Below are 25,366 nucleotides of genomic sequence, written 5' to 3'. Positions count from 1 at the left end.
TCGGACGCGGCGACCGGCTCGGACGCGGCGACCGGCTCGGGCGCGGTGACCGGAGCGTCGGGCGCCGGCGCCGGGCGCGGGCTGAGGACGGGGACGGGGGCGGCGAGCGCGTCGTCCGGCCAGAGCTCCTCGAACGACGGCACGACGGGCGGTGCGACCGCTGCGCGAGGGGCGCGGGGGAGCACGTGGTCGGCGATCGAGGTCCGACGTTCCACGGTGGAACTCCTCTGAGGGGTGGGGGCGGAGGGACGCTGGTGTGTGAGTCGAGTGCGTCGGTCAGACGGTGTTCCGACCCGTGCTTAACCTCGAACTCACTTCCTGGCGAAGCGAAAAGCTAGCCGACGTCCGGCCTCGTGCCAAGTCTCTGTCGCGGAAACCATCGCCCATCGGAAGTGTTTGCTCAGCGTGAGGTCAGGGCCGCCTCGTGTCGCTCAAGGACGTCGACGCGGCGGGACGGGATCGGCGGGAACCGGTGCGGAACGCCGGATTCGGGAGGTGTGTGCACCGTCGGAACCCGCACGTTCCGGACGTTTCACCTCGGCCGCCTGAGCAGTCCGGCCTCCGCTCAGAAGCCGAGCGACCTCGCGTCCGCGCACCGGACGAGATCGCGGAGCCCACGCTGGACGGCCGTCCTCAAGAGTTCCGCAAATCCGTCCGCGGCGCGTCACCTCCCGGCCGACGCCCGTTCCGTCCGTTCCCGGCGCGGGGTCGGGGAGGCGTCACGCACGGCGACGCCGTCCCGGTCGAGGACCAAGGACGGCGTCGGACGAGGGGGCGAACGGGGACTTCACACGGCGACGCGCAGCACCTCGGCCAGTGACGTCTGACCCGCTGCGGCCTTGCGCAGGCCGTCGACCCGCAGCTCGCTCATGCCCTGCTCCAGCGCGACGCGCTTGACGTCGTGCGCGGACGCGCGGTCCACCGTGAGCCGCTCGATCTCCTCGCTCACCGGCATGACCTCGTGCACCGCGATGCGGCCGCGGTAGCCGGTCTGGGAGCACGACCGGCACCCCACCGGCCGCCAGAGCTCGTCCGGCCGGGTGGCGTCCGCGGGCCACCGGGCGGCGTCGAGCTCGGCCGTGGTCGGCGTGTAGCTCTCCTTGCACCAGTCGCACAGGCGTCGGGCGAGGCGCTGGGCGAGCACGCAGTCCAGCGAGGAGCCCACGAGGAACGGCTCGATCCCCATCTCGACCAGGCGGGTGACGGCGCTGGGGGCGTCGTTGGTGTGCAGGGTCGAGAGCACGAGGTGGCCGGTGAGCGAGGCCTCGATGGCCAGCTGCGCCGTCGTGCGGTCGCGGATCTCGCCGATGAGCACGACGTCGGGGTCCGAGCGCAGGATGGCCGGCAGCACCGCGGCGAACGTCAGCCCGGCCTTGAGGTTGACCTGCACCTGGTTGACGCCGGGCAGTCGGTACTCGACCGGGTCCTCGACGGTGATGATGTTGATGGTGGGGCTCTTGATGGCCTGCAGCGTCGCGTACAGCGTCGTCGACTTGCCGGATCCGGTCGGTCCGGTGACCAGCACCATGCCGTGCGGCTTGTGGTAGCTGGTCGCGTACCGCTCGGCGTTGTCCGGGCTGAACCCCAGCGCCTCGAGCCTGAGGGTGACGCCGCTCGTGTCGAGCACCCGCAGGACGATCTTCTCCGCCCACACCGTCGGCAAGGTCGCGACCCGCAGGTCGACGACCCGACCGCCGAGCTGCACGGACATGCGGCCGTTCTGCGGCACCCGCCGCTCGGTGATGTCGACGCCGGACATGATCTTCAGGCGCGAGATCAACTCGGACTGCACGCCGCGGGGCACGCTGTCGATCTCGTGCAGCACGCCGTCGATGCGGAACCGCACCCGCAGGTCGGACTCCGTCGGCTCGATGTGGATGTCGGACGCGCCGGCGCGGATGGCCTGGTCGAGCATCGAGTTGACGTACCGGATGACCGGGGCTTCCTCGCCGACGGCGTCGAGGTCGGCGACGTTGTTCGAGGTCTCGCGGTGGCCCGCGCTCGCGGCGAGGTCGGCGAGGTCGCTCGCGTCGCGGCGGACCCGGTCGAGGATCTTGTCCAGCTCGGTGCGGGCGACGACCACCGGCCGCACCGGCGCCGAGCTCGAGGCGCGCACGTCGTCCAGCGCCATGACGTCGTCGGGGTCGGTGACGGCCACGAGCAGTTCGCCGTCGTCGTAGGCGATGCCGATGACCCGGTGGCGGGTGACCAGTGCGCGCGGCAGCGCCTCCATGGCCTTGTCGTCGAGCGGGAAGTCGACGAGGTCGATGGCCGTCATCCCGTAGACGTCGCCGGTGGCGGCGACCAGGTCCAGCTCGGTGACCACCCGGTCGTCGACCAGGACGTCGCGCAACGGCTTGCCGGTGTCCGCGGCGCGGCGGGTCGCCTCGGTGAGCAGGGCGCTGTCGACCCCGCGGCGGCGCAGGGCTTCGGTGAGGGGACGGGCGTGGTGCAGGGTCACGCCAGCAGTGAAGCACGCGTGAACCGCGCCGTCCTGACGAAGATCGACTTCACGGGGCGAAGCGGTATCCCATCCCCGCCTCGGTGAGCAGGTGGCGCGGGTGGCCCGGGTCCGGCTCGAGCTTGCGACGCAGTTGCGCCATGTAGATGCGCAGGTAGCTGGGGTCGGTGTGGTCGGGCGAGCCGCGTAGTGCGCGCAGCAGGGCCGGGCCGGTGACCAGGCGTCCGGGCACCTGCAGGAGGGCGGCGAGCAGCCGCCACTCGGTCGGGGTCAGCCGGACGCTGGTCCCGTCGGAGCGGGTGGCGGTGGTGGCGTCGAGGTCGATCGTCACGTCGCCCACGACCACCGTGTCGGTCCTCGCCGCCGCGCCGGTGCGGCGGGTCACGGCCCGCAACCGCGCCAGCAGTTCGTCGACGTCGAAGGGCTTGGTGACGTAGTCGTCGGCGCCGGCGTCGAGCGCCTGCACCTTGTCGGTGCTGTCGGTCCGGGCCGACAGCACGAGGATCGGGGTGGCCGACCAGGCCCGGATGCCGCGGACGACGTCGACACCGTCGAGGTCGGGCAGCCCCAGGTCGAGGACGACGACGTCGGGTTCGACGCTCGCCGCCGCGGCCAGCCCGGTGGTGCCGTCGCCGGCCTCGGTGACCTCCCAGCCCCGGGCGGTGAGGTTCATGGCGAGCGCACGGCGCAGCAGCCGCTCGTCCTCGACCAGCAGGATGCGCCCGGCCGGTGCCCGTCCACTCACGGCGCCGATCATCCACCGCGGGCCGCCGGCACCTCGCGGCGAGTGCGTGTTGCGCGGCTGTTTCGCGGGTCGCGGGCGCGTCACGGCTCGGTGACATCCGGTGCGTCGGCGCGCCGTGTCGAGCCCGCGTGCGTACCGTCAGGGCACGGGTCGGGCGGCGCTTCGCCGATGGCGAACGTCACGGACCCGTCGCCCCTGCGTGGCATCGACTGCAGGTGGGGACTGGTTACATGGAACGAGAGAAGCCCGCACGACCGACGCACGAACCGATGAAGGGGGGCCACGCCGTGACGACCACGTCCACCGCACCTGTTGACCCGATGACCGCCTTGACCGCTCTCGACCGCTGTGACCGTTGTGGCGCGCAGGCCTACGTCCGCGCGACGCTCCCCAGCGGATCCGAGCTGCTCTTCTGCGCCCACCACGCCCGTGAGTTCGAGAGCAAGCTGCGCGACATGGACGCGACGATCTACGACGAGAGCACCAAGCTCGAGCCGGTCGTCGCCACGCCGGAGCGCTAGACACCAGCACGCCCGAAGGGCCCGTCTCCTCGCGGAGGCGGGCCCTTCGTCGTGCGGCGTCCTAGTCCAGGTAGTCGCGCAGGACCTGGCTGCGGGACGGGTGGCGCAGCTTGCTCATCGTCTTGGACTCGATCTGCCGGATCCGCTCGCGGGTGACCCCGTAGACCTGGCCGATCTCGTCGAGGGTGCGCGGCATGCCGTCGGTGAGGCCGAACCGCAGCTTGACGACACCCGCCTCCCGCTCCGAGAGGGTCTGCAGCACCGACTGCAGCTGGTCCTGTAGCAGGGTGAAGGAGACGGCCTCGACGGCGACGACGGCCTCGGAGTCCTCGATGAAGTCACCGAGCTGGCTGTCGCCCTCGTCACCGATGGTCTGGTCGAGGCTGATCGGTTCCCGGGCGTACTGCTGGATCTCCAGCACCTTGTCCGGGGTGATGTCCATCTCCTTGGCGAGCTCCTCCGGGGTGGGCTCGCGGCCCAGGTCCTGGAGCAGCTCGCGCTGGATGCGCCCGAGCTTGTTGATGACCTCGACCATGTGCACCGGGATGCGGATGGTGCGCGCCTGGTCGGCCATGGCACGGGTGATGGCCTGCCGGATCCACCAGGTGGCGTAGGTCGAGAACTTGTAGCCCTTGGTGTAGTCGAACTTCTCGACCGCGCGGATGAGGCCCAGGTTGCCCTCCTGGATGAGGTCCAGGAAGGCCATGCCGCGGCCGGTGTAGCGCTTGGCCAGCGAGACGACCAGGCGCAGGTTGGCCTCGAGCAGGTGGTTCTTCGCGCGCTCGCCGTCGCGGACGATCCAGTTCAGGTCGCGCCGCATCTGCAGCACGAGCTTCTCGTTCGCCTCCTCGGCCTGCCGGATGCGCTCGGCGCCGTAGAGCCCGGCCTCGATCCGCTTGGCGAGGTCGACCTCCTCCTCGGCGTTGAGCAGCGCGACCTTGCCGATCTGCTTGAGGTAGGCACGGACGGAGTCGGCCGAGGCCGTCATCTCGGCGTCCTTGCGCGCCTGGCGCAGCGCCTCGGACTCCTCCTCGTCCCACGTGAACTCCGAGGACTCGCCCTCCTTGGCGGCGGCGGGGGTCTCGGTCTCGGCCTCGTCGACGACGGCGTCGGCGGCGGGGTCCACGACCTCCTCGGCGACGACCTCCACCTCGGAGAGGTCGACCTCGGCGGGGACGTCGGCGAGGTCCGTGGGCTCCGCGTCGGCGGCGTCCGGGACGGCCGCGACCGCGCCCTTCTTCGGCTTCGCCGCGGCCTTCTTGGCCGGCTTCGCGGCCGCCTTCTCCACCGGGGCGCTCACCTTGCGCACCGCGGTGGCGGCGGCGCTGACCCGGCCCACGACCTGACCCGACAGGTCTTCGGACTCGACTGAACTGCGTGCGACCACGTACACCCTTTCGCCGGCCGCCAGGCGGCAGCAAGGCGCGCACCGGGCGGGGGGATTCATGCGTTGCGACAGTGCATCCGGGATCGCCCGCAGACTGTCGGGTGGCTCAGAGATCGAGTCCAGTTCGTGCGCGGCGCCCTGCGCGGGAAGTGTACTGCGCGATCACGCCGGGCGCTGTCGATCTACTCGCCGCGCCGTTCCACGGCGGCCAGCGCGGCCCCGACGATGCCCGCGTTGTTGCGCAACTGGGCCCGGCACGACGGGCGCCGCGACGTTGAGGTACGGCACCCAGCGGTCCGCGTTCTTGCTGACACCGCCGCCCACGACGAACAGGTCGGGGGTGAAGATCCGCTCCAGGTGCTGCATGTAGCGGTCCACCCGGACCGCCCACTTCTTGTACGACAGGTCCTCGCGGTCCTTCGCCGACGCGGCCGCCTGGGTCTCGGCGTCGTGGCCGTCGAGTTCGAGGTGACCGAGTTCCGTGTTGGGCACGAGCACGCCGTCGATGAGCAGCGCCGAGCCGATCCCGGTGCCGAACGTCAGCACCATGACCACCCCGCGCACGCCCTTCGCCGCGCCGAAGCGGGCCTCGGCGAGTCCCGCGGCGTCGGCGTCGTTGAGCACGACGACCTCGTTGCCCACGACGTCGGTGAAGGTCTTGTCGACGTCGGTGCCGATCCAGCTCGGGTCGACGTTCGCGGCCGAGCGGGCGACGCCGTGGGACACGACGCCGGGGTACGTCGCCCCGACCACGCCGGTCCACGGTTCGCGGGTGCCGTCGCCGTGGACCAGTTCGCCGACCACCCGGGCGACGGCCTGGGGCGTCGAGGGCGTCGGCGTCGGGATCCGGACGCGGGCCACGGTGAGCTCGCCGGTCGTGACGTCGACGATCGCGCCCTTGATGCCCGACCCGCCGATGTCGACGCCGTACGCGGTGTTCGCGGTCGTCGGGGCGTCGGCCGCCTCGACGTGCAGGGCGTCGGTGGCGGGGCCCGGGGCGGTGGGAGCGGGGTTCTCGCCGTCGTGCTCGGTCATGTCTCGCTCACGTTCCCTCCGCGGAAAAGGACGCCGGCCCGTCGCGCGGGCGGCGGGTGCGTACCTTAGCCCGGTGGGCAGCCCGGCCGAGTCCCGATCCACCCCGACCGAACTCCTGGACGTCGCCGTGGCCCTCGCGACCGGGGGCGGCGCCCTCGTCGCAGCCCGTGTGGGCGAGGCCCGGGCCACCACCGTGAGCGCCAAGTCCACCCCGACCGACCTGGTCACCGACGTCGACCGCGCCACCGAGGAGTGGCTGCTGGCGCGGCTGCGCGAGTGGCGGCCGGGGGACGCCGTCCTCGGCGAGGAGGGCGGGGCGACCGAGGGCGACACCGGTGTCCGCTGGCTGCTCGACCCCATCGACGGCACCGTCAACTTCGTGCTCGGGCTGCCCGACTACGCGGTGTCGGTCGCCGCGGAGGTCGACGGCGAGGTCGTGGCGGGAGCGGTCTTCGCGCCGGCGACCGGAGCCCTCTACCGCGCGTCGCTCGGCGGTGGGGCCCACCTGCGGGCCCCCGGCCAGGCTGACGTGCGTCTGCACGGCCCCCGTGACGTCCCTCTGGCCCGGGCCGTCGTCGGCACCGGGTTCGGCTACGACCCGGCCCGCCGCAGCGCCCAGGCCGCGGTCGTCGCACGGCTCATCGACCGGATCGCCGACATCCGCCGCATCGGCGCCGCGAGCCTCGACCTCTGCGCCGTGGCCGCCGGGCGGCTCGACGGCTACTACGAGGTCGGCCTCAACCCGTGGGACTGGGGCGCCGGGCTGCTCGTGGCGCGGGAGGCGGGCGCAGTCGCGACCGGCCTGCGCGGCCGCGACCCGGACGGCCGGATGACGGCTGTGGCCGGGGCGTCGTTCGCCGCCGACCTGTTCGCGCTGCTGGAGGACCTCGACGCCGACGCGGTCAGCTGACGCCTGGAGCGCGGTCGGGCGCGGGGTCAGGCAGCCGGGGTCGGGCAGCCGGGGTCAGGCGGCCGGAGTCAGGCGACGGGGTGAGGCGGCGGCGTCAGGACGCGGCGGGGCTCGCCGAGGTCGTCGGCGTGGGGTAGGGCGGCGTGGTGAAGCAGGTCGCCGTGGGCGACGGGCTGGTCGGGCCGCTCGCGCCGGAGGCGGGTGCGCCGGTCGCCGTGGCGCCGGGCGCGGCGGGGGACTGCGAGACCTGCGCCGCGATCATCGCCTGCTTGGCCTGGGCGGCGGTGGCGAGGCCGCGGTAGCGCGCGCCGATCGTCACGGTGACGCTGGTGTCCTCGCGGGTGTCGACGGTGACGGTCGACCCGGTGAGGTAGTAGTGCACGAGCAACGCGCCGGCCGTGCCGTTGGGCCCGGACGTCACGGTGGCGATGCCGGCCAGCGGGTCGGCGTCGCCGACGTTGCCCTTGCCGAACCCGGCCTTGCCGAAGGCGTCGAGCGCCTGGCCGGCGAGGCCGTCGGTGCCGACACCGTTGAGCACGGTCACCGTGACCGCGGCGTTGGCGGGCAGTTGCGGTGCCGAACCACAGCCGCCGGCGACGTCGGCGGCGGAGTCGCGGTCAGCGACACGCACCCACACCACGACGGCCAGCACGGCCAACGCGAGCAGGAAGATGAGGGCGGGCACGGGTCGTCGTGCCGATCGGGAGGGCATCGCCGGGGAGCTTATCCGGCGACCCGGACACCGCCGAGCCACCACGCCCACGACGCCCCGAGACGATGACGGCCGACACGCCGACGGGTGTGTGGGTGCGCCTGCTGGACGCGCCGTGTACCGTCCCGCGCTCGGGCGACGACGCGGGGAACCACCACCGGGATGAAACCCCGGCGTCCCGGCGTTCCACGCGGGCGCGATCCCCACGCCGGTGAGAGCCGGACCGACGCGCGAGCCACCTGCAGGACGAACGCTTGAGAAGGAATGAGACATGGCCACCGATTACGACGCCCCGCGACGCGGCGAGACCGACGAGCTGGGCGAGGATTCACTCGAGGAACTGAAGGCACGACGCGCCGAGGCGCAGTCGGGCACGATCGACGTCGACGAGACCGAACTGAACGAGTCCCTGGAGTTGCCGGGGGCGGACCTGTCCAGCCTGTCCGGTGAGGAACTCACCGTCCGGGTCCTGCCGAAGCAGGAGGACGAGTTCACCTGCTCGCGCTGCTTCCTGGTCCACCACCGCAGCCGCCTCGGCCGCGAGTCCAAGGGACAGCTGATCTGCCGCGACTGCGCCTGAGCCGTCGCGGCGCCACGCCGGGGGCTACACGCCCCCGGTGAGGGTCAGACCACCGTCGATGACCAGCGTCTGACCCGTGATCCACGCCGCGTCGCCGGAGCCGAGGAACGCCACGGCACCGGCGACGTCCGCGGGATCACCCAGACGTCGCAGCGGGTACGCCGCGGCGACGTCCTCCTCGCGGCCCTCGTAGAGGGCGGTCGCGAACTTCGTCTTCACCACCGCCGGGGCCACCGCGTTGACGCGGACCGCCGGCGCCAGTTCCACGGCGAGCGACTGCGTCACCGAGACCAGCGCCGCCTTGCTCGCCCCGTAGAGCGTGATGCCCGGGGCGGGTCGCAGGCCCGCGATCGAGGCCACGTTCACCACGGCGCCACCGGGCCGCGCCAACCCGTTCGCCATCGCCACGCGCAACCACCCGAGCGGGGCCAGCACGTTGACGTCGAACGTCTTGCGCGCGGCCGCGGGGTCGGTCTCGAGGAGCGGGCCGTACGCCGGGTTGATGCCGGTGTTGTTGACGAACAGGTCCAGGGGCCCGAACGCCTCGACGGTCCGCCCGACGGCGTCGGCCTGGTGCTCCGGGTCGTCGGCGCGACCGGCGACGGCGATGGCGACCGGCTCGGGCCGCCCGGCGTTCAGCGCGGCCACCGCCTCGTCCAGGGTCTCCTGCTTGCGGGCGGTGACACACACCCGCCCGCCCTCGGCGACCAGCCGTTCGGCGACGGCGAGGCCGATGCCCCGGCTCGCGCCCGTCACGATGGCGGTGCGGCCCGCGTAGCGGGCGCCGGCCGGGTCAGTCACGCTGGCGGGTCTCCTCGAGGGTGCGCGCCCGGTTCAGGGCGTCGGTGAGCTCACGGGGGTGACGGGTGCTGACGGCCCAGTACGGCACCGGGTCCTCGGGGTCGTCGAGGACGATCTGCACGCCCGGCCCGACCCACGGCTTGGTGGCGAGGAACGCGGCGGGGTCACCGTCGCGCCCCATCAGCCGGCGCATGGTCGGGGCCTCCAGGGCGACGACGCCGCCGACGTAGCGGACGGGGAGCTTCGCGCCGGCGACCAACAGCACGCCGTCCTCGACGGCGAGGGTGGAGCGGCCGATCCAGGTGACGATGACGATGGCGGCGACGACCCCCGCGAGCATCGTCGACCAGATGGGCAGGGGCGTCACGAAGCTGATCTCGGGTGCGAGGACGAGGCCCGCGAGCGCACCGGTCACGTACCAGGACCACGGGCACCGCAGCCGCTCGCGGTAGCCGTCGGTGGTCACGGTCGCGAGGGTAGCCTTGCCCGCCGTGACCAGCGCTGTGCCCCGAACCGGCGAGAACCCGGGCGCTCCGTCGCTCACCGTCGCCGTGCACCGGCTGGATCCGTCCGTCCCCCTCCCCACGTACGCCCTCCCGGGCGACGCCGGGGCCGACATCGTGACCACCGTCGACGCCGAGTTGGCGCCGGGGGAGCGGGCCTCGCTCCCCACCGGCATCGCCCTCGCGCTGCCCGACGGCTACGCCGCGTTCGTGCACCCCCGCTCCGGGCTCGCCGCCCGGGCGGGCATGACGCTGCTGAACGCGCCCGGGACGATCGACTCGGGCTACCGCGGAGAGGTGACAGTGATCGTCGTCAACCACGACCCGCGCCGGACGTTGCGTCTGCAACGGGGCGAGCGCATCGCGCAGTTGGTGCTGCAGCGGGTCGAGCACGCGCACTTCGTCGAGGTCGACGAGCTGCCGACGTCCGAGCGCGCCGCCGGCGGGTTCGGCTCGACCGGCGGTTCGCTCGCGCTGGACGCGGGGGCGCTCTGATGGCGGGCTTCCGTCGCGACCGCGGCTCGATGTCCCGGGCCGCGAAGCGCAAGCAGCAGGAACGCGACAAGCTCGACGCGACCCCGCCGTGGCAGCACCCGCGTCACGGTGACGAGTCGGCGACGACCACCGGCCCGTACGACGTCAAGGACACCCCGGACGACGACCACGAGCGCGTCGACCTCGGCGCGTTGCGCCTGCCCGTCGTCAAGGGCATCGACATCCAGGCCGAGGCCGACAACGAGGGCCGGGTCAGCACCGTCCGGCTCGTGCGCAAGGGCACGCAGATGCAGGTCGGCGTGTTCGCCGCACCCCGGGCCGAAGGCATCTGGGACGAGATCCGAGCCGAGATCGCGGAGTCCATGGCCCAGGGCGGGGGATCGGCCGAGGAGCACGAGGGCGACCGCTTCGGCACCGAACTGCGGGGCGAGCTCGCGGGCGCCCGTGGCGCGAAGACCCCGGTGCGGTTCCTCGGTGTCGACGGCCCGCGTTGGTTCGTCCGCGCCATGGTCGTCGGGCCCGGTGCCACCGACGACGAGGCCGCCGAGCCGCTGCTGGAGGTCTTCGCCGACACCGTCGTGGTGCGCGGGCGTGACCCGCTCCCGGTCCGCGAGCCGGTGCCGCTGCACCTGCCGAAGACCGACGCGGTCACGGGCGACGACTCCGACGACGACTCCTGAGTTCCGGCGGTTACCCTCGGCGGCGTGAGCGAGGAAGACGAGTCCGCTCGTCCCCGCACCCTCCGTGAGGAACTGACCTCACCGGAGATGCGCGAGCGGTACCGCTCGCAGATGCTGGCCTCGATCGGCGGCTGGACCGGCACGGTCATCGCCGCGATCCCGACCATCGTGTTCGTCATCGTCAACCTGGTCGCGGCGCTCAGCACCGCGATCTACTGGGCGGTCGGCTCGGCCGTGGCGCTGGCGCTGTACCGGGTGGTCCGGCGCGAGTCGGTGCTGCAGGCGGCGTCCGGCCTCATCGGGGTGGGCATCGCGGCCGCCATCGCCGCCTACACCGGCGAGGCCCGCAACTTCTTCGTGGTCGGCATCGTCACGGCCTTCGCCTACGGCATCGCGATGCTGCTGACCATGATCGTGCGCCGCCCCTTCGTCGGGCTGGTGTGGGAGTTCCTCGACCCGATCGACAAGCACCACCCCACCGACGCCGACGTCGACGGCCCCCACCCGCCCGCCGTCCCGTGGTACCGCCACCGCCAGCTCCTGCGCGCCTACCAGTGGGCGACCCTCGCCGGCGTCGTGGTCTTCCTCGCCCGTGGCGTGGTCCAGTGGATCCTCTACTCCCTGGACGAGACGACCTCGCTCGGCATCGTCAAGATCGTCATGGGTTACCCGCTCTGGATCGCGGCTGTCATCTTCTCGTTCTGGATCGTCCGCCGCACCCGCCACAAGCTCTACCCCCCGAAGGAACCCACCCCCGCCGCCTGACGGTCCTCGCCTGGTTCGTCCGGTCCGCCGGCCGTGGGGCCCTTGACTCACAAAAGTGCAGTGTTCGGTCGTTCTGCGTGCACCTGAGCCGCGAAACGATGACTGTCTGGCGGTACGGGCGTCGGCGTGTCGCCCGAGGAGCGCAGGACGCGGACGCCTACTTGCACCGTGTGACCGGGTTCGCAAGCTCGCGCGTCGGAGTGTGGACGACGGACCGGCCTGTGGACGACGCAGAGTGCCCAGCCGTCAGTTCCTCGATGCTCAGCGCATGCGACTCCACCCGCCCGTCCCGTTCACCCGGCTCGGGGTGGCGACGGCCGCCGAATACCTCGAAGCGGGGTGGTCACGCGCCGCCCAGCGACACGCGGTGCTGACCGGTCGGCTGGTCCGGGTCGCGGCCGGCCGGTTCGCGCCTCCTGTCACGCGCCTGAGCTCGTACCAACAGGCCGACCTCGCCTTGGCCCGTCGCGCGATCGCCGCCACCATCCCTCGCGACCGCGTCGCCGTGAGCCACCTGGCGGCCGGGTACCTCCACGGCTGCCCGATCTGGGCGGATTCCCCTCGATCCTGCGTGAGTTCCTGGGCTCCGGCAATCCGTCACATGACGGGTCTGCACGTTCACCAGGTGGCGTCGACGTTGCCGCTCGTGCGCAAGTTGGACGTTCCCGTGACGTCGATGGCGCGGACGGTCGTCGACATCGCGTGTGAGTTCGGCGCGCAGTCCGCGCTCGTCACTGGCGACTTCGCGTTGCGCCACGGGCTGCTCGAACTCGGCCCGCTCGAGGCGGCGGTCCACGACTGCCGCGGACACACCGGGATCGACAACGCGCGCGTGGTGCGCGACCTGCTCGACCCGCTGGCGGAGAGCCCGCTCGAATCGCGCAGCCGCTGGCACATCCGGGAGCACGGCCTCCCGATCCCGTACAGCCAGGTCGTCATCCGCACCCTCGACGGTCGGTTCCTCGCCCGCGTCGACCACTACTGGGCCGAGGGCGTTGTCGGCGAGACCGACGGAACGACGAAGTACGTCGACCGCCCGGACGCCTACCCGGCTGAGAAGGACCGGCACCAGACCGTCGAGGACGTGGACCTCGAGGTCGCCCGATGGGGATCGAGGGATTTCGTCGACTTCTCGGACGCGGTGGCCCGCATCGAGCGGGCGCGCCGCCGACGCCGCGCGCGGCTCGTCGCTGGCGAGGTACCCCGCTGGGTCGCGACGACCCAGGCCGGCGCGGTCATCCCGGTGCCCTTGGTCATCCGCGCCTGACCGCTCGAACGCGCCGCGCGTCCATCCTCCGTGTCCTGTCGTTCCTGGCCCACGCGCGTGTCATCCGCCAAACAGTCACTGTTCGGTTGCACAGCCCGCCGGCCAATGACCGAACACTGCACTTTTGTCAGTCACCCTCGCGGACGCGCCGACCGTCACGACCCGCCGGACACGAGCCGACCGTCGGTCAGCGGGAGGCGAGGACGACCAGCACGACCACGACGGCGAGGCCGAGGGCCGTGAGGGCCCAGCCCTGCCAGGCGCGCGGCCACAGGCCCCAACCCCGGCGCGACGGGCCGAACCAGGGGCGGCGGCGGGCGGGGGGACGACGAGGTTCGGACACGCTCAGCGGCACACCGCGGCGCGGATCGCGGGTTCGGCCTCCGGGCGGGCGACGAACAGCAACTCGTCACCGCCCTCGAGCGGCTCGTCGGGCGACGGCGTGAGGACGTGCCCGCGCCGCACGATCGCGACCAGCGCCGCGTCGCGGGGGATCGTCAACTCCCGCACGGCGTTGCCCTGGCACGGGGCGTCGGACGGCAGGGTGACCTCCACCAGGTTGGCCTCGCCCTGCTTGAAGCTGAACAGCCGGACGATGTCGCCGACCGAGACGGCCTCCTCGACCAGCGCCGCGAGCACCCGCGGGGTCGAGACGGCGGTGTCGACGCCCCAGGCCTCGGTGAACAACCACTCGTTCGACGGGTGGTTGATGCGGGCCACGACCCGCCCGACCGCGTACTCGGTCTTGGCCAGCAGCGAGACCACGAGGTTGACCTTGTCGTCGCCGGTCGCGCTGATGACGACGTCGTACTCCTCGAGGTTGCTCTGCTCGAGGGTGACGACCTCGCACGCGTCGCCGAGGCGCCACGTCGCGCCCGGGATCCGCTCGGGGGTGATCTTGCGGTCGTCCTTGTCGATGAGCAGGACGGTGTGGCCGTTGGCGATGAGCTCGCGGGCGATGGACCGCCCCACGGCGCCCGCCCCGGCGATGGCGACCTTCACAGGGCCTCAGTCCTCCGGGGGCTTCGACGCGGTGGCCTTGACCTCGGCCATCTCGTCCTCGGTCGTGAACAGGTGGACGGTGTCGCCCGCCTGCAGCACCGGCGTCTCCCGGGGCAGCTTGCCGACGCCGAAGCGCGTCACCACACCCACCCGGGCGCCGGTCGCGGCCTCGAACTCCTTGACCTTGCGGCCCACCCAGCCCGGATCGGGGGTCAGGGCCAGCATGATCACGCCGCCCGTGGGGTCGCGCCACTCCTCGAGGACGCTCGCGCCCAAGACCTTCTTCAACAGGCGCCCAGACGTCCACGGCACGGTCGCCACGGTCGGGATCCCGAGCCGCTCGTACACCTCGGCGCGGCGGGGGTCGTAGATGCGGGCGACGACGTGGTCGACGCCGAACGTCTCCCGGGCCACCCGCGCGCTGATGATGTTGGAGTTGTCGCCGCTGCTGACGGCGGCGAAGGCGTCGGCGCGTTCGATGCCGGCCTCGATGAGGGTGTCGCGGTCGAACCCGACCCCGGCCACGGTGGTGCCGCCGAACTCCTCGGACAGGCGCCGGAACGCGGCCGGGACGGCGTCGATGACCGCCACCGAGTGGCCCAGGCGGTCGAGGGCGAGCGCGAGGGCGGAGCCCACGCGTCCGCAGCCCATCACGACGACGTGCACGGCCCGGCACGCTACACGCGGCCGCGCGGTGCTGCCGACGAACCGACCCTCGGCGGACCAGTAGCTTCGCACCCCGTGAGCACCGCCACGTCCCTCGCGGGAGCCCGCCTGCGCCTGCGCGTCGGCGCGGTCGCCCACGGCGGGCACTGCGTGGCCCGCATCGACGACGCGTCCGGGGCACCGGCCGAGCACGTCGGCCGGGTCGTCTTCGTGCGGCACACCCTGCCCGGCGAGCTGGTCACCGCCACGGTCACCGAGGACGACGGCGGCTCGTTCCTGCGGGCGGACGCCGTGGCGATCGCCGAACCGGCGGCCGGCCGTGTCGACCCGCCGTGCCCGTTCAGCGGTCCCGGGCGGTGTGGCGGGTGCGACTGGCAGCACGCCGACGCCGCGACCCAGCTCGAGCTCAAGACCGCCGTCGTCCGCGAGGCGCTCCAGCGGTTCGCCGGTGACGCCCTCGAGGGTCTCGACCTCGACGTCACGGTCGAGCCCCTCGACGGCGGACTGCTGTATTGGCGCACCCGCACCACCTACGCGGTCGACCGCAGCGCGCAGCCCGCCCGGCTCGGCCTGCGCCGGCACCGCTCGCACGACGTCGAGCCGGTGACGATGTGCCCCATCAGCGCCCCCGGCGTCGGCGACGCCCCGAGCGTGCGGTTCGACCCGACGACGTTGCCGGCCGGCGCCACCGGGGTCGAGTACGTCCTCGGTGACAGCGGGACGGTGAGCACGGTCGTCCACCGACCCGCACCGACCCGCGCGCCCGCCGACCGCCGGAACCGGCCGGGGCGCGGGAACCGCCGTCACCGCCGCCCACCCGACGTCACCGAGGTGACCGACGGTCCCGCCACCGTGTGGCACGCCGTGGCCGGACGGTCGTTCCGCGTCGCCGCGCCGGGGTTCTGGCAGGGCCACCCGCTGGCGGCGTCGACGTTCGCGGCCGCCGTCGTCGACGGCCTCGGCCCCTGCCCCGGCGAACGGGCGCTGGACCTCTACGCCGGCGCCGGGCTGTTCACCGGCGTGCTCGCCGACCTCGTGGGCGCCGACGGCGGGGTGCTCGGGCTCGAGGCCGACGCCGGCGCCGTGACCGACGCCGGCGGCAACCTCACCGACGTCCCGTGGGCGTTCGTCCGGCCACGTCGGGTCGACCCGGCCACCGTCGCCCAGGCGGCGGCCGACCTCGGCGGGGTCGACCTGGTCGTGCTCGACCCGCCCCGCAGCGGTGCCGGCCCGGCCGTGGCCGAGGCCATCGCCGCGACCTCCCCGCGGGCGGTCACCTACGTGGCCTGCGACCCGGTCGCCCTGGCCCGCGATCTCGCGGCATTCGCGCGCCACGGCTACCGCCCGACGGCCTTCCGCGCCTACGACGCGTTCCCCATGACACACCACGTGGAGTGCGTGGTCACCCTCGCACCGGCCGGGGAGTCGTAGGCTCAGCGACGATGACCGGACTCCTGGACAGCCTGCGCGGACCCTCCGACCTGCGCACGATGAGCGATGCCGACCTCGTGCGCCTGGCCGCGGAGATCCGCGACCGCGTGGTGCGCACCGTCGCCCGCAACGCGGGCCACCTCGGCCCCAACCTCGGCGTGGTCGAGTTGACGCTGGCGCTGCACCGCGTCTTCGACAGCCCGACCGAGCCGATCCTCTGGGACGTCGGCCACCAGGCGTACCCGCACAAGCTCGTCACCGGCCGCGCCGCCGAGTTCCACACCCTGCGCCAGCGCGACGGCGTGTCGGGCTACCCCAGCCGCGCCGAGAGCGAGCACGACTGGATCGAGAACTCCCACGCCTCGACCGCGTTGTCCTACGCCGACGGCCTGGCCAAGGCGTTCGCGCTGCGCGGGGAGAACCGGCCCGTGGTCGCGGTCATCGGCGACGGCGCGCTCACCGGTGGGATGGCCTGGGAGGCGCTCAACAACATCGCCGCCTGCGAGCGGCCGGTCATCGTCGTCGTCAACGACAACGGCCGTTCGTACAACGCGACCGTCGGCGGGGTCGCCGACCACCTCGCCACCCTGCGGCTGCGCCCGGGCTACGAGAAGGCCCTGCAGGCGATCAAGGACGCCCTGCAGCGCACACCTGTGGTGGGCGCGCCGCTGTACGACGCCCTGCACGGCGCCAAGAAGGGCGCGAAGGACCTGCTCGCACCGCAGGGCATGTTCGAGGACCTCGGCCTGAAGTACGTCGGCCCCATCGACGGCCACAACCGGGTCGCGCTCGAGGCCGCGTTGCAGAAGGCCCGCGGCTTCGGCGCGCCGGTGATCGTGCACGCCGTCACCCAGAAGGGTTACGGCTACGCGCCGGCCCTCGCCGACGAAGCCGACCAGATGCACCAGAGCGCGGGCTTCGACCCCGACACCGGCATCGCCACACCGGGCGGTGGCCGCAAGCTCACCGCGGTGTTCTCCGAGGCCCTCGTCGGCATCGGCGAGCGCCGTCCGGACGTCGTCGCCATCACCGCGGCCATGCAGGAGCCGACCGGGCTGGGCGCGTTCGCCCGGCGCTTCCCGACCCGCTTCCACGACGTCGGCATCGCCGAGCAGCACGCCATGACCTCGGCCGCGGGCCTCGCGTCGGGCGGCCTGCACCCGGTCGTCGCGATCTACGCGACCTTCCTCAACCGCGCGTTCGACCAGTTGCTCATGGACGTCGCGTTGCACCAGCTGCCGGTCACGGTCGTCCTCGACCGCGCGGGCATCACCGGCGACGACGGCGCGAGCCACAACGGCATGTGGGACATGGCGATCCTCGGCGTCGTGCCCGGCCTGCGCATGGCCGCGCCCCGCGACGCCGCCACGTTGCGCCGCGCACTCGAGGACGCCGTCGAGGTGTCGGACGGCCCCACCGTGGTCCGCTACTCCAAGGCCCCGATGGGTGAGGACGTCCCCGTCCTGCGCCGCACCGGCGGGCTCGGGTTCGACGGTGTCGACGTGCTGGCCGAGCCCGGACGCCGCCCGGTCGACGTCCTGCTCGTCGGGGTCGGGTCGACCGTCCCGGACGTCCTCACCGCCGCCACCGCGGTCGAGCAGGCGGGCTTCACCGTCCGCGTCGTGGACCCCGGCTGGGTCAACCCCGTGCCGGCCGCCCTCGCCGATCTCGCCCGGGCGTCGTCGCTGGTCGTCACCGTCGAGGACGGTGTCGTCGCGGGCGGCGTCGGGTCGCGCGTGGCGCAGTACCTGCGCGCGCAGGGCGTCGACGTGCCCACCCGCGAGATCGGCATCCCGGTCGCGTTCCTCGACCACGCCAAGGTCGACCAGGTGAAGGCGGCGGTCGGGCTGACCGCGCAGGACATCGGCCGCCGGGTCGTGGAGTGGGCGGCCGTGGTCCGTGACCGTGCGCCCGCCCCGGTGCCCGACACCGAGGACTCCGACCGCCCCTGACACGCCCCTTCGGGCGGGGTGGGTGCGGTCCGAGGCGTTCGTGAGGGACACTCGTACCCTGCACCGCACAGACGTCAGCCGGGGAGAGGGTCCAACCACATGCGTGTTCTGGTCGTCGAGGACGAGGAGCAGCTCGCCGACGCCGTCGCCCGAGGCCTGCGCCGTGAGGGCATGGCCGTCGACACCGCCTACGACGGCGATGACGGCCTGAAGAAGGCCACCGGCACCCGGTACGACATCGTGGTCCTGGACCGCGACCTGCCCGGCATGAGCGGCGACGACCTCTGCCAGCGGCTGTCGGCCGACGAGAACTCCCTGACCCGGGTCATCATGCTGACCGCGTCGGGCACGGTCGAGGACAAGGTGCAGGGCCTCGCGCTCGGCGCCGACGACTACCTGGCCAAGCCGTTCGCGTTCGCCGAGCTGGTCGCCCGCGTGCGCGCCCTCGGCCGCCGCGCCACGCCCGCCGCCCCGCCGGTGCTGCAGGCCGGCAACATCGAGTTGGACTCCGCCCGCCGCACGGTCAGCCGCGACGGCGACACGGTCGAGCTCACCCGCAAGGAGTTCGGGATCCTCGAGACCCTGATGACCGCGCAGGGCGCCGTCGTCAGTTCCGACGAGCTGCTCGACCGGGTGTGGGACGAGACGGCCGACCCGTTCACCACCACCGTCCGGGTCACGATGATGACCCTGCGCCGCAAGTTGGGTGAGCCGCCGATCATCGACACGGTGGTCGGGTCGGGTTACCGCATCGACCCGTCGGCGTTCCCCGAGGTCGAGGACGGCTCCAAGCCCGCGCACGCCGCCGCGGACTGACCCCGGCGGCGACCCTGACACCCCCCGTGAGCACCCGGACCGCGCCGTGAAGTTCTTCCGGGTGACGCTGCGCAGCCGCATGGCGCTGCTGTACGGCGCGCTCATGGTGCTCATGGCGGCCGCGACCCTCGTGACCTCGCTGATCCTGCTGGACCGGGCCATCGCGGGTGCCCCGCTGTTCGAGATCCAGGGCCCGGTGACCATCACCCAACCCGACGGCACCAGCTCCACCGTCCAGCCCGCCGAGTTGGGCGCGAGCATCCGCGACAACGCCCGGACCGCGCTGCTGCGCGACGGCCTGGTGTACCTCGGCGTCATCGTCGTGGTCGGCGCCGCGGGCGGGTACCTCATGGCCCGCCAGGCGTTCGCCCCGGTCGCCCGGGTCACCAAGACGGCCCAGCAGCTGTCGACCAAGACCCTCAAGCAACGCATCGACCTCGGCGGCCCCGACGACGAACTGCGCGAACTCGCCGACACCTTCGACAACATGCTGGCCCGCCTCGACGCCGCGTTCGAGAGCCAGCGGATGTTCGTCGCCAACGCCTCGCACGAGCTGCGGACCCCGCTGTCGGTGATGCGCACCGAGCTCGACGTCACCCTCGCCGACGAGGGGGCCGACACCGAGGAACTGCGCCGGATGGCCGCGGTGCTCGTCGACGCCACCATGCGCGCCCAGCACCTCGTCGACTCGCTGCTCATCCTCGCGCGACTCCAGGCGGGCGACCGCGCGGAGCTCGACAGCCGCGAGGAGATCGACCTCGCCGAACTGGTGCCGACCGTGATCAGCTCGGTCAAGAACGAGGTGGCCTCGCGGCAGATCACCGTGGAGGTCGACGCCCAGCCGGGCACGACCGTCGGCGACCCCAACCTGCTCGGCCGCGTGCTCGGCAACCTCGTCGAGAACGCCGTCCGCTACAACACCTTCGGCGGTTGGATCCGGGTGGCCACCGGGTCCGGCCCCGCGGCCGACGGTGGCGAGTGCGCCTGGCTGCAGGTCGAGAACACCGGTCCGGTCGTGGCGAGCGAGGGCCTGGAGAACCTGTTCGAGCCCTTCCGCCGCGGCGGCAAGGTCCGCACCGCCACCCGCGGCGCGGGCCTCGGCCTCGCGATCGTGCGCATGACGGTCGGCGTCCACGGCGGCACGATCACGGCCACACCGCGGGTCGGCGGCGGGCTGGTCGTGCGGGTCGAACTGCGCCCCACCGGCCCGGCCATCCCGTCCAAGCTGCGCTCGACCGGCGGCAAGGGCACGGCGAACCGCGGCGACGTCCGCCGCATCGAGAGCCGCCGGGGCATCCTCCGCGGCCGTCGCGAGATCGGTCAGGGCGACGACGGTGGCGTCGAGACCGCCGACGTCGTCCGCACGTCCGAGTCGTCGTCGTCGTCGAAGGCCGGCTGACCCGCCCCCACTCGCCGCGCTCGGCGGCGGCGGCGCGGGTGATCAGTGATCGATCCGTGGCGCCTTGGCGTGAAGATCCGATCAGTGATCCCGGCGAGGGGCCGCGCGCAGTCCGCTGGCGGCGTCGTCAGCCGCGCGGCCGAGCCTCTGCGGCACCGTCCCGGGTCGCCCTGTCCTCGGGGTGCTCCCACGGGCCGGCGTAGTCGTGCCGGAACTCCGGGTGTTCCTCCCGGCAGTGCCAGTCCAACTCCGGCTTCAGCGTGAACCGCAACTCGCACTTCGGGCACTGGTGAACGCTCATCGAGCATCGCCTCCGGACCCCGGTCTACTCCGGGACGCCCGGGGTGGGCAACGGTTCGTCAGACCCTGACGCCCTCCGAACGCGCGAGTGGGCACCTCACCCGTCGAGTGGTCACGCAGTGCTGACCACTGACCGGGGAAGGTGCCCACTCACCGGAGGAGCCCGGGAGGTTCAGCCTGCGACGGACGCCACCCCGCGCGGCAGGAACCGCTGGCCGGTGACCGCCTCCGACGTGCCGGTGCGGTCGAGGTACGGCGTGATGCCGCCGAGGTGGAACGGCCAGCCGGCGCCGAGCAGCAGGCACAGGTCGAGGTCCCGCGCGTCGGCGACGACCCCCTCGTCGAGCATGAGCCGGGCCTCCTGGGCCATCGCGGCGAGGGCGCGCTCCCGGACCTGCTCGGCGGTCGAGGGGGAGTCGCCGGCGTCGAACAGCTCGACCACCTCGGGATCGACGTGCTGGCCGCCGTCCCACGCGTAGACGCCGGGCTTGCCGGCCTCGACCAGCTTGCGCAGGTTCTCGCTGACCCCGAACCGGTCCGGGTAGTGCCCGTGCATGGTCTCGGCGACGTGCAGGGCGACGGCCGGGCCGACCAGCGCCAGCAGCACGAACGGGCTCATCGGCAGCCCGAGCGGCGCCAGCGCGGCGTCGGCGTCCTCGATCGAGGTGCCTTCGTCGGCCGCCGCGGTGACCTCGCCGAGGAAGCGGGTCAGCAACCGGTTGACGACGAACGCGGGCGCGTCCTTCACCAGGACCGCCGACTTCCCCAGGGTCTTCGCCACCGAGAACGCGGTGGCCAGGGCTTCGTCGGAGGTCTGCTCGCCGCGCACGATCTCGAGCAACGGCAGCACCGCGACCGGGTTGAAGAAGTGGAAACCCACGACCCGCTCGGGGTGCTGCAGCTTCGACGCCATCTCGGTGACCGACAGCGACGAGGTGTTGGTGGCGATGACGGCCTCGGGCGAGACGACCGCCTCCAGCTCGGCGAACACCTGCTGCTTGACGTCCATCCGCTCGAACACGGCCTCGATGACGAAGTCGGCGTCGGCGAACCCGTCCTTGCTCGTCGCACCGGTCACCAGGGCGGTCAGCCGGTTGGACTCGTCGGGCGAGATCCGGCCCTTGGCGAGGAGCTGCGCGATCTCCCCGTGCACCCAGCCGACGCCCTTGTCGACCCGCTCCTGGTCGAGGTCGGTCAGTTGCACGGGCACCTTCAGCCGCCGCACGAACAGCAACGCCAGCTGCGACGCCATGAGCCCGGCGCCGACGATGCCGACCTTGGTGACCTTGCGGGCGAGCGCCTTGTCGGGCGCACCCGCCGGCCGCTTCGCCCGGCGCTGCACGAGGTCGAACGCGTACAGCGAGCTGCGCAGCTCGTCGGTCATGATGAGGTCGGCCAGCGCGTCGTCCTCGGCGGCGGTGCCGGTGGCGAAGTCCGCGGTGCGGGCGAGCTCCATGAGCTCCAGCGCCTTGTACGGCGCAGGAGTCGCGCCGTGCACGCGCATGTCGGCGGCGGCGCGACCGCGGGCCAGCGCCGCGTCCCACGCCTCGCCGCGGTCGACCTCGGGCCGGGTGACGACGACGTCGCCCGCGAGCACTTCCGTTGCCCAGTGCAACGACTGCTCGAGGAAGTCGGCGGGGGAGAGCAGGACGTCGGCGACGCCCATCCCGGCCGCGGCCTTGGGCGACAGCATCTTGTTCTGGTTCATCGCGTTCTCGACGATGACCTTCACAGCGTTGTCGGGCCCGATGAGGTTCGGCAGCAGTTGCGTGCCGCCCCACCCCGGGACGAGGCCGAGGAACACCTCGGGGAACGCGATGGCGGCCGCGCCGGACGAGAGCGTGCGGTAGTGGCAGTGCAGCGCCAGTTCGAGCCCGCCGCCCATGACCGCGCCGTTGACGAACGCGAACGTCGGGACCGCACTGTCACGGAACCGCGCGAACACCCGGTGCCCGGTGCGCGCGATCTCCAACGCCTGGTCGCGCGAGGTGATCGACGGGATGCCGGTGATGTCGGCGCCGACCGCGAACACGAACGGCTTGCCCGTGACGGCGATCGCCGCCGGCCGCGGCGTGTGCGCCTCGATCGCGTCGAGGGCCGCGTCGAGCTCGGCGAGCCCGGCGGGGCCGAACGTCGAGGGCTTGGTGTGGTCGAAGCCGTTGTCCAGCGTGATGAGGGCGATCTCGCCGGCCAGGCCGGGCACCTCGACGTACCGCACCAGCGCGTGGGTGACGGTCTCCTGGGCGAATTCAGCGCCCTGTGCAACGGTCGCGGTCACGCCGCCACCTCCTTCGCGGCGTCGGCCTGGGCCTCGGCGTTGTGCGGGTTCTCCCAGATGACGGTGCCGCCCTGCCCGAGGCCGACACACATGGCGGTGACGCCGTAGCGGACCTCGGGTCGGTCGGCGAACTCGCGCGCGAGCTGCGTCATCAACCGCACGCCGGACGACGCCAGCGGGTGCCCGGTCGCGATCGCGCCGCCGTAGGGGTTGACCCGGTCGTCGTCGTCGGCGATGCCGAAGTGGTCGAGGAACGCCAGCACCTGTACGGCGAACGCCTCGTTGAGCTCGAACAGTCCGATGTCACCGATCGACAACCCCGCGGAACGCAGGGCTTTCTCGGTCGACGGGATCGGGCCGACGCCCATCGTCGCCGGGTCGACGCCGACGAAGCCGAACGACACCAGCTTCATCTTGGGCGCGAGACCGAGTTCCGCGGCGGTGGCGGCGTCGGCGAGGATGCAGGCCGTCGCGCCGTCGTTGAGGCCTGCGGCGTTGCCGGCCGTGACCCGCCCGTGCGGCCGGAACGGCGTCTTGAGCTGTGCGAGGTCCTCGACCGTCGTGCCGGGGCGGGGCGGCTCGTCCTTGGTGGCGAGGCTCCACCCCTGCTCGGCACTGCGCAGGGCGACGGGCACGAGGTCGGGCTGGATCTTGCCGTCGGCGTAGGCCTTGGCGAGCTTGGCCTGACTCGCCGCCCCGAACGCGTCGGCGCGGTCGCGGGTGACCGCCGGGAAGCGGTCGTGCAGGTTCTCGGCCGTCTGACCCATGACCAACGCCGAGGTGTCGACGAGCTTCTCGGACACGAACCGTGGGTTGGGGTCGGCGCCCTCGCCCATCGGGTGGTGGCCCATGTGCTCGACGCCGCCCGCGATCGCGATGTCGTAGGCGCCGAAAGCGATGCCCGATGCCACGGTCGTGACGGCCGTCATCGCGCCCGCGCACATGCGGTCGATCGCGTAGCCCGGAACCGACAGCGGCAGACCGGACAGGATGGCCGCGATCCGCCCGATGGTCAGGCCCTGGTCCCCGATCTGCGTGGTCGCGGCGATCGCGACCTCGTCGACGCGCTCGGGCGGCAGTTCCGGGTGCCGTCGCAGCAGCTCCCGGATGACCGCGACGACCATGTCGTCGGAGCGGGTCTCGGCGTACATGCCCTTGGGCCCCGCCTTCCCGAACGGGGTGCGGGCTCCATCGACGAACACGACGTCACGACTGGTGCGGGGCATGGACTGACGACCTCCCGGGAGCGTGGTTACTCGTCGGTAGGTTACCCGTCGGTAACAGAACCGCGCGCGGGGGAGAGAGCCGGTCAGACGGGAGTGGCGGCGTCGCCGGTCCCGGCGGCCACACCGGCCAGTGCCGCGGCGAGCGGAGCCGCGGTGAGCGCGATCTGCCACGGCCGGGCTCCGAACCGCACCAGGGCCGCACCGACGGCCTCGGGGGTGGGTTCGACCACCTCCCAGCACAACCGGCGCACGACGTCCGAGGCCAGCAGGTTCTGCGTCAGCACCTGCCGGTCGTCGGCGATGGCGCTGACGACCGCCCGGGCGGCGACGAGCCGGGCGGCGGCGACGGGGTCGCGGTCGGCCCACCGCGACGCCGACGGCGGTCCCTCGGTGTGGGCGCGGGTCGAGGTCGGCAGGTCGGCGTCGGGCAGGGCCGCCGCCTCGCTCACGGCGGCGAACCACCGACTGGACTGCCGCCGCTGCCGGGGGCCGCTGAACACCGGCAGCCGGGTCAGCTCACCCACCGAGGTCGGCATCGCCTTCGCCGCCGCCACGATGGCGGAGTCGGGCAGCACCCGACCCGGCGCGATGTCGCGGTCGGAGGCCAGGTGGTCCCGGGCCGTCCACAACTGCCGGACGACGGCCAGTTGCCGCCGGTTGCGCACCCCGTGGATGCCCGAGGTCCGCCGCCAGGGATCGGCGCGGGGTGGGGGCGGCGGCGCGACGAGTTCGGCCGCGAACTCCTCGGCGGCCCACTCGGACTTGCCGGCCCGCTCCAGTTCCACGGCGAGGACGTCCCGCAGGGGCACCAGCAGTTCGACGTCGAGGGCGGCGTAGTTCAACCACGACTCCGGTAGCGGTCGGGTGCTCCAGTCGGCGGCCGAGTGGCCCTTCTCCAGCCGCACCCCGAGCCAGGTCTCGACCATCGTGCCGAGCGCGACCCGCTCGTGCCCGAGCAGCCGGCCGGCGAGTTCGGTGTCGAACAGCCGCGTGGGGTGCAGGCCCACCTCGGCGAGACACGGCAGGTCCTGGTGCGCCGCGTGCAGCACCCACTCGACGTCACGCAGCACGGTGTCCAGCGACGACAGGTCCGGCAGGGCGATCGGGTCGACGAGTGCCGTGCCGGCACCCTCGCGCCGCAGCTGCACGAGGTAGGCCCGGTTGCTGTACCGGTAGCCCGACGCCCGTTCCGCGTCGACGGCCACCGGCCCGCTCCCGGCCGCGAGCGCCGCAACGAGGTCGGCCAGGCGCTCGGGCGTGGTGATGGGCTCCGGCACGCCCTCGGCGGGGGCCGCGAGCAGCGGCAGCTCGGGCGGCGCCGGCGCGACGTCGGCCGTGCCGCCGTCGGCAGCGGGCGGGGTGTCGGAGTCGGTGACGTCGACGGCTGCCGCCTGGTCGTCGTCGTCGAGTGGCACGGCGGGCATCGTACGTCCG

At 73.0% G+C, this 25,366-nt stretch carries 24 protein-coding genes and 2 pseudogenes; 11 read left to right on the top strand and 15 right to left on the bottom strand.

Translation table 11 applies throughout. From position 1 onward, the window contains the following. From ACXR2U_RS11265 to ACXR2U_RS11255, 3 genes and pseudogenes are all read right to left on the bottom strand, one after another. A pseudogene (locus ACXR2U_RS11265) lies at positions 1–215 on the bottom strand (VWA domain-containing protein); the annotation flags it as partial. Positions 216–787: 572 nt separating this feature from the next. Next, entirely contained in the window at positions 788–2,461 is a 1,674-nt protein-coding gene (locus ACXR2U_RS11260) for a GspE/PulE family protein (RefSeq protein ID WP_458825109.1), read from the bottom strand. Positions 2,462–2,510: 49 nt separating this feature from the next. Next, entirely contained in the window at positions 2,511–3,218 is a 708-nt protein-coding gene (locus tag ACXR2U_RS11255; RefSeq protein WP_458825108.1) for a response regulator, read from the bottom strand. 308 nt (positions 3,219–3,526) lie between these two features. Between ACXR2U_RS11255 and ACXR2U_RS11250 the strand changes: the two genes are divergently transcribed. Next, positions 3,527–3,727: a DUF7455 domain-containing protein gene (locus tag ACXR2U_RS11250; RefSeq protein WP_458825107.1), complete on the top strand. Its 201-nt coding sequence runs from the start codon at positions 3,527–3,529 to the stop codon at positions 3,725–3,727. Positions 3,728–3,788: 61 nt separating this feature from the next. Here the strand turns inward: ACXR2U_RS11250 and ACXR2U_RS11245 are convergent, their stop codons facing one another. Both ACXR2U_RS11245 and ppgK read right to left on the bottom strand, forming a co-directional pair. Further along, positions 3,789–5,174 carry an RNA polymerase sigma factor gene (locus tag ACXR2U_RS11245; protein ID WP_458825106.1) on the bottom strand — a complete coding sequence of 462 codons (1,386 nt, stop codon included), beginning with the start codon at positions 5,172–5,174 and terminating at the stop codon, positions 3,789–3,791. Between the two features lie 122 nt (positions 5,175–5,296). Further along, positions 5,297–6,149 (bottom strand): annotated as a pseudogene (gene ppgK, locus ACXR2U_RS11240) (polyphosphate--glucose phosphotransferase). Between the two features lie 73 nt (positions 6,150–6,222). Between ppgK and ACXR2U_RS11235 the strand changes: the two are divergent. Then, entirely contained in the window at positions 6,223–7,059 is an 837-nt protein-coding gene (locus tag ACXR2U_RS11235) for an inositol monophosphatase family protein (protein WP_458825105.1), read from the top strand. A gap of 94 nt (positions 7,060–7,153) precedes the next feature. Here ACXR2U_RS11235 and ACXR2U_RS11230 read toward each other — a convergent pair whose 3' ends face one another. After that, positions 7,154–7,744, bottom strand: coding sequence for a LytR C-terminal domain-containing protein (locus ACXR2U_RS11230; protein ID WP_458825104.1), 591 nt, complete (start codon positions 7,742–7,744; stop codon positions 7,154–7,156). Between the two features lie 298 nt (positions 7,745–8,042). On the opposite strand from ACXR2U_RS11230, the gene ACXR2U_RS11225 reads away from it, so the two are divergent. Beyond that, a complete protein-coding gene (locus ACXR2U_RS11225) occupies positions 8,043–8,351 on the top strand; it encodes a DUF4193 domain-containing protein (protein WP_458825103.1) in 309 nt (102 codons plus the stop codon). Between the two features lie 24 nt (positions 8,352–8,375). Here the strand turns inward: ACXR2U_RS11225 and ACXR2U_RS11220 are convergent, their stop codons facing one another. Both ACXR2U_RS11220 and ACXR2U_RS11215 read right to left on the bottom strand, forming a co-directional pair. Next, the gene (locus ACXR2U_RS11220; RefSeq protein ID WP_458825102.1) at positions 8,376–9,152 is read right to left on the bottom strand and encodes an SDR family oxidoreductase; all 777 of its coding nucleotides are present in this window, start codon (positions 9,150–9,152) and stop codon (positions 8,376–8,378) included. After that, positions 9,145–9,618 (bottom strand): DUF3093 domain-containing protein, encoded by a 474-nt coding sequence (locus tag ACXR2U_RS11215; protein ID WP_458825101.1) that lies wholly within the window; start codon positions 9,616–9,618, stop codon positions 9,145–9,147. The genes ACXR2U_RS11220 and ACXR2U_RS11215 overlap by 8 nt, the downstream gene beginning before the upstream one ends. Before the next feature lie 25 nt (positions 9,619–9,643). Here ACXR2U_RS11215 and dut point away from each other — a divergent pair, with 25 nt between their 5' ends. From dut to ACXR2U_RS11195, 4 genes are all read left to right on the top strand, one after another. After that, positions 9,644–10,150 carry a dUTP diphosphatase gene (gene dut / locus ACXR2U_RS11210; protein WP_458825100.1) on the top strand — a complete coding sequence of 169 codons (507 nt, stop codon included), beginning with the start codon at positions 9,644–9,646 and terminating at the stop codon, positions 10,148–10,150. After that, positions 10,150–10,830 carry a DUF3710 domain-containing protein gene (locus ACXR2U_RS11205; RefSeq protein WP_458825099.1) on the top strand — a complete coding sequence of 227 codons (681 nt, stop codon included), beginning with the start codon at positions 10,150–10,152 and terminating at the stop codon, positions 10,828–10,830. Before dut ends, ACXR2U_RS11205 begins: the two co-directional genes overlap by 1 nt. Positions 10,831–10,854: 24 nt before the next feature. Beyond that, complete coding sequence (locus ACXR2U_RS11200; RefSeq protein WP_458825098.1) at positions 10,855–11,595, top strand: DUF3159 domain-containing protein; 741 nt, start codon at positions 10,855–10,857, stop codon at positions 11,593–11,595. A gap of 268 nt (positions 11,596–11,863) precedes the next feature. Then, positions 11,864–12,862 (top strand): hypothetical protein, encoded by a 999-nt coding sequence (locus ACXR2U_RS11195; protein WP_458825097.1) that lies wholly within the window; start codon positions 11,864–11,866, stop codon positions 12,860–12,862. Positions 12,863–13,049: 187 nt separating this feature from the next. Here ACXR2U_RS11195 and ACXR2U_RS11190 read toward each other — a convergent pair whose 3' ends face one another. Genes ACXR2U_RS11190 through ACXR2U_RS11180 form a run of 3 tightly spaced genes read right to left on the bottom strand, consistent with a single transcriptional unit; the run spans position 13,050 to position 14,530 of the window. Further along, positions 13,050–13,205, bottom strand: coding sequence for a hypothetical protein (locus ACXR2U_RS11190; RefSeq protein ID WP_458825096.1), 156 nt, complete (start codon positions 13,203–13,205; stop codon positions 13,050–13,052). A gap of 2 nt (positions 13,206–13,207) precedes the next feature. Beyond that, positions 13,208–13,864 (bottom strand): potassium channel family protein, encoded by a 657-nt coding sequence (locus tag ACXR2U_RS11185; RefSeq protein WP_458825095.1) that lies wholly within the window; start codon positions 13,862–13,864, stop codon positions 13,208–13,210. A 6-nt stretch (positions 13,865–13,870) separates the two neighbouring features. Further along, on the bottom strand, positions 13,871–14,530 hold the full coding sequence (locus ACXR2U_RS11180; protein WP_458825094.1) for a potassium channel family protein: 660 nt from the start codon (positions 14,528–14,530) through the stop codon (positions 13,871–13,873). A 75-nt stretch (positions 14,531–14,605) separates the two neighbouring features. On the opposite strand from ACXR2U_RS11180, the gene ACXR2U_RS11175 reads away from it, so the two are divergent. The 4 genes from ACXR2U_RS11175 to ACXR2U_RS11160 all read left to right on the top strand — a co-directional run bounded on the left by ACXR2U_RS11175 (position 14,606) and on the right by ACXR2U_RS11160 (position 20,128). Continuing rightward, positions 14,606–15,961 carry a class I SAM-dependent RNA methyltransferase gene (locus ACXR2U_RS11175; protein WP_458825093.1) on the top strand — a complete coding sequence of 452 codons (1,356 nt, stop codon included), beginning with the start codon at positions 14,606–14,608 and terminating at the stop codon, positions 15,959–15,961. Between the two features lie 11 nt (positions 15,962–15,972). Next, on the top strand, positions 15,973–17,913 hold the full coding sequence (dxs, locus tag ACXR2U_RS11170) for a 1-deoxy-D-xylulose-5-phosphate synthase (protein ID WP_458825092.1): 1,941 nt from the start codon (positions 15,973–15,975) through the stop codon (positions 17,911–17,913). A gap of 99 nt (positions 17,914–18,012) precedes the next feature. Next, a complete protein-coding gene (locus tag ACXR2U_RS11165) occupies positions 18,013–18,729 on the top strand; it encodes a response regulator transcription factor (protein ID WP_458825091.1) in 717 nt (238 codons plus the stop codon). Positions 18,730–18,775: 46 nt separating this feature from the next. Then, positions 18,776–20,128 carry a sensor histidine kinase gene (locus ACXR2U_RS11160; RefSeq protein WP_458825090.1) on the top strand — a complete coding sequence of 451 codons (1,353 nt, stop codon included), beginning with the start codon at positions 18,776–18,778 and terminating at the stop codon, positions 20,126–20,128. Positions 20,129–20,255: 127 nt separating this feature from the next. Here the strand turns inward: ACXR2U_RS11160 and ACXR2U_RS11155 are convergent, their stop codons facing one another. From ACXR2U_RS11155 to ACXR2U_RS11140, 4 genes are all read right to left on the bottom strand, one after another. Further along, positions 20,256–20,429: a hypothetical protein gene (locus ACXR2U_RS11155; protein ID WP_458825089.1), complete on the bottom strand. Its 174-nt coding sequence runs from the start codon at positions 20,427–20,429 to the stop codon at positions 20,256–20,258. A 171-nt stretch (positions 20,430–20,600) separates the two neighbouring features. Beyond that, positions 20,601–22,706 (bottom strand): 3-hydroxyacyl-CoA dehydrogenase NAD-binding domain-containing protein, encoded by a 2,106-nt coding sequence (locus ACXR2U_RS11150; RefSeq protein WP_458825088.1) that lies wholly within the window; start codon positions 22,704–22,706, stop codon positions 20,601–20,603. After that, entirely contained in the window at positions 22,703–23,932 is a 1,230-nt protein-coding gene (locus tag ACXR2U_RS11145; RefSeq protein WP_458825087.1) for a thiolase family protein, read from the bottom strand. The genes ACXR2U_RS11150 and ACXR2U_RS11145 overlap by 4 nt, the downstream gene beginning before the upstream one ends. Positions 23,933–24,015: 83 nt before the next feature. Continuing rightward, positions 24,016–25,356, bottom strand: coding sequence for an HRDC domain-containing protein (locus ACXR2U_RS11140; protein ID WP_458825086.1), 1,341 nt, complete (start codon positions 25,354–25,356; stop codon positions 24,016–24,018). Between the last annotated feature and the right edge of the window lie 10 nt (positions 25,357–25,366).

Source organism: Jatrophihabitans sp. YIM 134969, assembly GCF_054456675.1.
This window is presented reverse-complemented; position numbering and strand designations above follow the sequence as displayed.